Origin of the sequence: Streptomyces sp. SID1328 (assembly GCF_009865595.1) — a bacterium.
GTDB classification, from domain to species: Bacteria; Actinomycetota; Actinomycetes; order Streptomycetales; family Streptomycetaceae; genus Streptomyces; species Streptomyces griseoluteus.
The window spans coordinates 1-903 of sequence record NZ_WWKH01001014.1 but is presented as its reverse complement, the minus strand read 5'-3'; the positions used below and the strand labels follow the sequence as shown (position 1 = coordinate 903).

Annotated in this window: 1 protein-coding gene and 1 pseudogene; both read left to right on the top strand. The window is 74.5% G+C overall.

Features of this window, described 5'->3' with window-relative positions; all coding sequences use genetic code 11:
• Positions 1–360 (top strand): helix-turn-helix domain-containing protein (locus tag GT030_RS32710; RefSeq protein ID WP_202460854.1); only part of this gene is annotated, 360 nt, incomplete at its 5' end.
• Between the two features lie 193 nt (positions 361–553).
• A pseudogene (locus tag GT030_RS32705) lies at positions 554–903 on the top strand (hypothetical protein); the annotation flags it as partial.

Here is a 903-nt window from a genome sequence, read left to right as displayed (position 1 = left end):
GCCCGGCACGCCCGCCGGGTCGCCGCGGCCCGGCCCGGCCGGGTGTGCGCGGCGGGGCACCAGGAGCTCGCCTCGCACGTGCTCCTGCTGCCGTTCGTCCCGGACGACGTGCGGCGCGCCTTCACCGCCCGGCTGCTGGACCCGCTCACCGAGTACGACCGGCGGCACCGGGCCGAGCTGATCCCGACGCTGGAGGCGTTCCTCGACAGCGACGGCTCCTGGACGCGGTGCGCGAGCCGGCTCCATCTGCACGTCAACACGCTGCGGTACCGGGTGGGGCGGATCGAGCAGCTGACAGGCCGGGACCTGTCCCGGCTGGAGGACAAGCTGGACTTCTTCCTCGCGCTGCGGATGAGCTGAGGACCGCCGTACGGGCGTGATCAGCGCGGTCGGCGCCGGGGAGCGAATTCGATCTTCCGGCGCCACGGGACGGCCGTTCGGCCCCCGGTCCGCAACTTTGTGAAAAGTTTCACCCACCCTCTTGGCCCGGCCCGGTGATCGGTGCTGGAATGCACGCACTCAACAGCTCGACGGCGTGCTCGGGGAGGGCAACGTGGCGCATCCCGCCATGTCTGGTGACGGAACGACCGCCGATGAGGATCCGCTCCAGACCGCGGTGTGGCGGCTGCGCTCACGGGCCTGCTGGGCCGACGCGGCGGCCCTCCTGCCCACGGACACCCCCCGGGCGACGCTTCAGCGGGCCGCGCTGCTGGTGGAGCGGTGCCTGTACACCGAGCGGGGCTGGGAGGCGGCCGAGGACGCGCTGCGCACCGCCGAGGCACGGGCCTACAGCGACGAGGAGCGCGGGGCGGCCGCCTGCGAGCGGGGCCGGCTCGCCTACACCTCCACGCTCCACCGCGTACGGGACCGCGCCGACGAGGCGCGGGCCGCGCTCGGCCGGGC